8 protein-coding genes are annotated in these 6553 nt (G+C 72.3%); 6 read left to right on the forward strand and 2 right to left on the reverse strand.

Annotated elements, in window-relative coordinates; translation table 11 throughout:
* Positions 1–134: 134 nt before the first annotated feature.
* Positions 135–593: a c-type cytochrome gene (locus V8J39_RS10165; protein WP_336460766.1), complete on the forward strand. Its 459-nt coding sequence runs from the start codon at positions 135–137 to the stop codon at positions 591–593.
* 25 nt (positions 594–618) lie between these two features.
* Here the strand turns inward: V8J39_RS10165 and V8J39_RS10170 are convergent, their stop codons facing one another.
* A complete protein-coding gene (locus V8J39_RS10170; protein ID WP_336460767.1) occupies positions 619–963 on the reverse strand; it encodes an I78 family peptidase inhibitor in 345 nt (114 codons plus the stop codon).
* Positions 964–1118: 155 nt separating this feature from the next.
* Here V8J39_RS10170 and V8J39_RS10175 point away from each other — a divergent pair, with 155 nt between their 5' ends.
* Positions 1119–1880: an NYN domain-containing protein gene (locus tag V8J39_RS10175; protein WP_336460768.1), complete on the forward strand. Its 762-nt coding sequence runs from the start codon at positions 1119–1121 to the stop codon at positions 1878–1880.
* Positions 1881–1949: 69 nt separating this feature from the next.
* Here the strand turns inward: V8J39_RS10175 and V8J39_RS10180 are convergent, their stop codons facing one another.
* Positions 1950–2612: a TetR/AcrR family transcriptional regulator gene (locus tag V8J39_RS10180; protein ID WP_336461200.1), complete on the reverse strand. Its 663-nt coding sequence runs from the start codon at positions 2610–2612 to the stop codon at positions 1950–1952.
* Between the two features lie 367 nt (positions 2613–2979).
* On the opposite strand from V8J39_RS10180, the gene mbfA reads away from it, so the two are divergent.
* The 4 genes from mbfA (at position 2980) to V8J39_RS10200 (ending at position 6492) form a co-directional block, all read left to right on the forward strand.
* Positions 2980–3957 carry an iron exporter MbfA gene (mbfA, locus tag V8J39_RS10185; RefSeq protein ID WP_336460769.1) on the forward strand — a complete coding sequence of 326 codons (978 nt, stop codon included), beginning with the start codon at positions 2980–2982 and terminating at the stop codon, positions 3955–3957.
* 131 nt (positions 3958–4088) lie between these two features.
* The gene (locus V8J39_RS10190; RefSeq protein WP_336460770.1) at positions 4089–5024 is read left to right on the forward strand and encodes an AEC family transporter; all 936 of its coding nucleotides are present in this window, start codon (positions 4089–4091) and stop codon (positions 5022–5024) included.
* Positions 5021–5509 carry a YaiI/YqxD family protein gene (locus V8J39_RS10195; RefSeq protein ID WP_336460771.1) on the forward strand — a complete coding sequence of 163 codons (489 nt, stop codon included), beginning with the start codon at positions 5021–5023 and terminating at the stop codon, positions 5507–5509. The genes V8J39_RS10190 and V8J39_RS10195 overlap by 4 nt, the downstream gene beginning before the upstream one ends.
* On the forward strand, positions 5506–6492 hold the full coding sequence (locus tag V8J39_RS10200) for an ornithine cyclodeaminase family protein (protein ID WP_336460772.1): 987 nt from the start codon (positions 5506–5508) through the stop codon (positions 6490–6492). Before V8J39_RS10195 ends, V8J39_RS10200 begins: the two co-directional genes overlap by 4 nt.
* The last annotated feature ends 61 nt before the right edge of the window (positions 6493–6553 follow it).

The following is a 6553-nucleotide window of genomic DNA, read 5'->3' on the forward strand; positions in this document are numbered from 1 at the left end:
CCGCCCCCCCCAAACGCGACCCGGCGCCCTGACATTCGCGTGAGCATGGCTGGGCGCGGCATCCGTTTCACGGCAGCCTGCGAAGACGACACAGGGCGCGCCCCCGCGCGCCGCATCGACAGGAGCCAGCCGCCATGACCATCCTCTCCACCAGGGGCGCCCGGATCGCCGCCGCCTGCGCCATCCTCGCCGCCCTCGCCCTCCCGGCCGCCGCCCAGCCGAAAGAGGCGCAGAACCCGGTGGTCAAGGCCCGCATGGACCTGATGGGCACGATCCGGATGAACACCGGCGTGCTGGGCGACATGGCCTCGGGCAAGGCCGCCTTCGACGCGGCCAAGGCCGGCACCGCGAAGGCCGCGCTGACCGAGGCCGCCGCCGCGATCCCCGCCGCGTTCGAGCCGCAGGAAACCGACCCCGCCAGCGAGGCGCTGCCCGCGATCTGGCAGGACTGGGACGATTTCGCCGCCGACGCCAAGGCGCTTGAAACCGCGGCGGGCGCGCTCGACACCAGCAGCGTCGAGACGATCAAGGCCGGCATGGGCGGCGTCGGCGGCGCCTGCCGCGACTGCCACGGCGAATACCGCGCCGACTGAGGCCCGGACGCCGCCCGCCGGGCGCTCAGCCGCAGTAGACGCGCTCGACCAGCCCGGCCTCGCTGATGCCGATGTTCAGCCGCTCGGGCGCGTAATCCATCGTGACCATGCTGCCGGGGGTGATGACCCGCGGCGGCGTCGCGAAGCGGGTCCGCTCGACCGCCGCGCGCTCGCGCCCCACCAGCCCCTGATGCGCGGCCGCACCGCAGCTGTCGGCAGCCCCCGGCGCCGCCGGGGCATCGGCCGCGGGCTCGGGCCGCGCGGTCTGGCAGCCCGCCAGCAGCAGCAGCGCCACCGGCAGCGCCGCAAGGCACCGGGGCGCAGGGGATCGGGACGCAGGCCATTGCGGGGCGGTGCATCGGATCGTCATCGGGGAACCTCCTTCGACAGCTCGCCCCCCGACCCTAGCCCCCTGCCCCCGCCGCCGCGACCCCGCCGCGCCGATCCGGGCGGACCGCCGCCGATCGGGCTTTCGCCGCGCGGCGGTTTCGGGCAGAAGGCCACAAGCCACGACGGAGCCGCCCCATGCCCGAACCGACCGCCCGCGCCGCGCGCCTGTGCGTGCTGATCGACGCCGACAACGTCCCCGCCCACTACGCCAACGCCATCTTCGAGGAGATCGCGACGCTGGGCGAGGCCAGCGTGCGCCGGATCTACGGCGACTGGTCGGCGCAGCGGCTGGGCAAGTGGGCCGAGAAGGTGGCGATGCTGGGCCTCGTGGCCGACCAGCAGTTCGCCAACACAAAGGGCAAGAACGCCAGCGACATCGGCCTCGTGATCTCGGCGATGGACTTCCTGCACTCGGGCCTGTTCGACGGCTTCGTGCTGGTGTCGTCGGACAGCGACTTCACCCGTCTTGCGGCGCGGATCCGCGAGCAGGGCCTCGATGTCTACGGCATCGGCGAGAAGAAGACGCCCGAGGCGTTCCGCATGGCCTGCAAGCGCTTCATCTATGTCGAGAACCTGGGCGAGGACACGCCCGAGCCGGCCGAGACCGCCGGCGGCATCCCGGCGATGCCGCGCCAGTCCTCCGAGCCGTCGGCCCGCGGCGCCAAGGAGAATCCGAAATCGGCGATCCCGCTGATCGTCGCGGCGATGCGCGCGATCGATGTCGAGGGAGAGTGGTTCAACCTCGGGCAGGTCGGGCAGTACATCGCCCAGGCCAATCCCGATTTCGACGTGCGCAGCTATGGCGTGTCGAAGTTCAGCGACCTCGTGCGCAAGACCGACCGCTTCGAGGTCAAGCGCGGCCAGGGCACCTCGCTGATCGTGCGCGACCTCGCCTGAGGTCGCGGCCCGTCCCCGGCGCCGGTCCGGGGACACGCGCCGAAGCCGCCCCCCGGCAAGGCCCCGCTCTCAGCCCGCCGGCGCCCGCACCCCATAGCGCGCAAGGAACATCTCGAGCGCGCCGTTGATCGTGCGCTGGGCATCGCGCGCCGCGCAGCAATCCGAGATGCCGAAGATCAGCCGCGCCTGGATGTTGGCCTTGCACAGCTCGGCGAACTGGTCGGCGGCAAGGTCGATGTCGTCGATCCTCAGCTCGCCCCGCTCGACCGCCAGGCGCATGTACTGCGCCAGCCGCTGACGCACGAGATGCGGGCCGGAATGGTAGAAATCCCGCCCAAGCTCGGGGAAGCGGTCGCTTTCGGCGACGCAGATCCGAAACACCTTCTGCCCGAATTCCGACGACACCAGCCGCACGATGTGCTCGGCCGCGGTGCGCAGCACCTTCTCGGGCGGCTCGCTGAGGTCCATCACCTCCAGCGTCTGCTCCGCCTGCCGGCCGCATTCCGACTTCGCCACCTCAAGGAACAGCAGCTTCTTGTCCGAGAAATAGCTGTAAAGCGTCGCCTTCGACACGCCGGCCTCGCGCGCGATGTCGTCGACGCTCGCGCCCTCGTAGCCATCCCTCAGGAAGATTTTGCGGGCGCCCTCAAGGACCTGGCCGAACTTTCGACCCTTGCGGATCTCGGTGCGGCCCGTGGTCTGTCGCGTGCAGTCGTCCTGTCCGTCCGGCATGGCATCCATCTCGTTTCTCCATCCCGACCCTAGACCCCGGGCCGATCGATCGCAAAGAGAGTCACGAGCGAAACGCGCCGCAACCGGTCGCAGGTTCCCGAAAGAGCCCTGGTGACTGGCCGCGCGGCGGCGGGTGATCCCCCGCGCACGCGGCGCTCGCCCCCCGCGCTCGGCCCCGGGCACCCATGCGGCACCCGGTTCGACATACCACCTGCAACACCTGTTAGATGCCCGTTCCGGCACGATCCTTCAACCCCGCGGCATCCTGGCGCACCGCGCTGCCGCCGTTCCATGCCCCCGCCCTCCCCATTGCACGCGAACCGCGCAGATCCTAAACTTGGAATAATTCTAAGTTTCGGAGCCCCCCATGATTCCCGGACTAGGTCACCGCCGGCGGTTCAGCGACCTTGGCGAGCAGGAGATCCTCGCGCTCGCCATCTCCTCCGAGGAGGACGACGCCCGCATCTACCGCAGCTATGCCGAGCGCCTGCGCGCCGACTACCCCGCCAGCGCCGCCGTCTTCGACGGCATGGCCGCCGAGGAGGACGAGCATCGCCGCCGCCTGATCGAGCGTCACCGCGCCCGCTTCGGCGAGGTGATTCCCCTGATCCGGCGCGAACACGTGGCGGGCTACTACGCCCGCCGCCCGGTCTGGCTGGTCGAGGGGCTGGGGCTCGATCGGATCCGGGGCGAGGCCGCCGCGATGGAGCGCGAGGCCGCGCGGTTCTACACCGCCGCCGCCGGCCGCACCCGGGATGCCGCGACCCGCAAGCTGCTGGGCGATCTCGCCGCGGCCGAGGCCGGGCACGAGGCGACCGCCGGGGACCTGGCCGCCGACCACCTCGGCGCCGGCGCCCGCGACGACGAGGACCGCGACGCCCACCGCCAGTTCGTGCTGACCTGGGTGCAGCCGGGCCTCGCGGGGCTGATGGACGGCTCGGTCTCGACGCTGGCGCCGATCTTCGCCACCGCCTTCGCCACCCGCGACCCGGCGACGACGCTGACCGTGGGCCTTGCCGCGGCGGTCGGCGCGGGGATCTCGATGGGCTTCACCGAGGCCGCGCATGACGACGGCGTGCTCTCGGGGCGGGGCAGCCCGTGGAAGCGCGGGCTCGCCTCGGGGGTGATGACGGCGGCGGGCGGGCTCGGGCACGCGCTGCCCTACCTGATCCCCGACTTCTGGACCGCGACCTTCCTCGCCTTCGCGATCGTGTTCATCGAGCTTTGGGCGATCGTCTGGATCCAGAACCGGTTCATGGAAACCCCGTTCCTGCGCGCCACCTTCCAGGTCGTGCTGGGCGGCGCGCTGGTCTTCGCGGCGGGGGCGCTGATCGGCGGCGGCTGACCCCGGCCGGACCGCGCCCGCCATCGCCGCCGGGATCGCGCCCCCGTCACATCGCGACCCGCCGCCACTGCCGCCGCGGTGCGGCGTGGCACTGGCCCCGCCCGCGGGCCCATGCTACGACTGCAGCCGCGATGCTGGCCATCTTCCTCAAAACCCTTCCGTTCTTCGCGCTGATCGGCCTTGGCTGGATCGCGGGCCGCCGTGGCTGGTTCCCCGAGATCGCCACCGCCTGGCTGACCCGCTTCGTGTTCTACTTCGCGCTCTCGGCGATGCTGTTCCGCTTCGCCGCCGAGCTGCCGCTGCGCCGCATCTTCGACCCCGCCTTCGTCGGCGCCTATCTCGTCGGCACCTCGGTGCTGTGGCTGCTGGCGATCGCCGTCGCCCGCCTGCGCCGCCAGCCGCCGGTCGAGGCGGCGATGGAGGCGCATTGCGCCATCACCGGCAACACCGGCTTTCTCGGCCTGCCGATGCTGGGGGTGATCCTCGGCCCCGCCTCGGCCGGGCCGATCCTGATGACGCTGACCACCGACCTCATCGTCTATTCCACCCTCGTCACCCTGATCGTCGCCGGGGCCCGCGCCGGCCGGATCTCGGGCGCGCTGTTCCTCGCGCTGGGGCGCGGGCTGGTGCGCAACCCGATGATCATGTCGATGCTCGCCGGCATCGCCTGGGCGCAGCTGCGCCTGCCGCTGCCCGCCCCGGCCGAGGAATTCCTGGCCTCGCTCGCCTCGGCCGCGACGCCTTGCGCGCTTTTCGCGATCGGCGCCTCGCTGGCCTCGCGCGGCAGCGTCGAGCGGCCGGGCCCCGCGGCCTGGCTCAGCCTCGCCAAGCTGCTGCTGCACCCGGCCGCCTGCGCCGCCGCCGCGCTGTGGCTGTTCCCGGTCGAGCCCTTCGCGGTGCAGGTGATGATCGCCACCTGCGCGCTGCCGGTCGCGGGCAACGTCTACATGCTGGCCCACCACTTCGGCGCGGCGCAGAACCGGGTCTCGGCCGCGATCCTCGTGTCGACCGCGGCCAGCATCGTCACGGTGCCGCTGCTGATCGCGCTGGCGGAAAGGATCCAATGATGGCGCTTTACGTCGATGCCGACGCCTGCCCGGTGAAGGACGAATGCCTGAAGGTCGCCGACCGGCTGGGCGCGCGGATGTATCTGGTGTCGAACGGCGGCCTGCGCCCCTCGGCCCATCCGCTGGTCGAGATGGTCTTCGTCCCCGACGGCCCCGACGAGGCCGACAAGTGGATCGCCGAGCGCGCGGGCCCGGGCGACACCGTCGTCACCTCGGACATCCCGCTCGCCGCGAAATGCGTGGCCGCCGGCGCCCGCGTGCTGAAACCCAACGGCGAGGCGCTGACCCCCGCCAACATCGGCAACGTGCTCGCCACCCGCGACCTGATGGCCGACCTGCGCAGCGCCGACCCGTTCCGCCAGGGCGGCAACAAGGCCTTCTCGAAAGCCGACCGCTCGCGGTTTCTCGACACGCTCGACCGGGTGATGCGCGCCGCCGCCCGCGACCTCCCGGCCCCCCGCCCCCCAGCCGAGGATCAGCCATGACCACCGCCAAGACCCCCGCCAAGACCCCCACCGAGACCATCGACATCGTCGGCCCCGAGGCCGAGGCCCATCTCGACTGGATCGCCCTGACCGACGCGCTCGCGGCCGGCCACGCCCTGCCCCGGGCCGAGGTCGCCGACACCTTCCTCTACCGCGGCGCCGACACGCTGCTGACCCGCTCGGCCTGGATCGACGGGCTCGGCCTCGCGATCAAGGGCGCGACGGTGATGCCCGGCAACCCCGACGCGGGCCTGCCGGTGGTCAACGGGGCGGTGAACCTGTTCTCGGACCGCGACGGCACGCTGCAGGCGATCGTCGACTTCCACCTGGTCACCAAGTGGAAGACCGCGGGCGATTCGCTGCTCGCCGCCCGGCGCCTCGCCCGGCCCGACGCGCGCCGGATCCTGATCCTCGGCGCGGGCAATGTCGCGCGCTCGATGCTCGAGGCCTATTCCGCCGCCTTCCCCGGCGCCCGCTTCGAGATCTGGAGCCGCAGCGCGGCCTCGGCCGAACGCCTCGCCGGCAGCGTCGCGACCGGCCCGGGCGCCGGGATCGCGGCCACGGCCGTCACCGACCTGCCCGCGGCCGTGGCGCGGGCCGAGATCATCGCCACCACGACGATGTCCTCGGAGCCGATCCTGCGGGGCGACTGGCTGTCGCCCGGCACCCACCTCGACCTGATCGGCGCCTACCGCCCCGACATGCGCGAGGTCGACGACACCGCCCTGACCCGCGCCCGGATCTTCGTCAACAGCCGCGCCACCACGATCGAGCACATCGGCGAGCTGAAGGACCCGATCGCGCGCGGGGTGATCGGCGCCGGCGACGTCATCGCCGATTACTACGACCTCGGATCGGGGCGCTTCGCGCGCGGGTCCGAGGACGAGATCACGCTGTGCAAGAACGGCGGCGGCGCGCATCTCGACCTGATGACCGCCGACTACATCCTGAAGGCCTGGCGCGGGCGCCAGGGGCGGCCGTAAACGGCGTGAGGGACTGCGCGGGGGACCGCGCGGGGGTCGACAGACGCGGGGGGGGGGGGGG

It is taken from the genome of Frigidibacter sp. MR17.24 (assembly GCF_037095655.1).
GTDB lineage: Bacteria > Pseudomonadota > Alphaproteobacteria > Rhodobacterales > Rhodobacteraceae > Frigidibacter.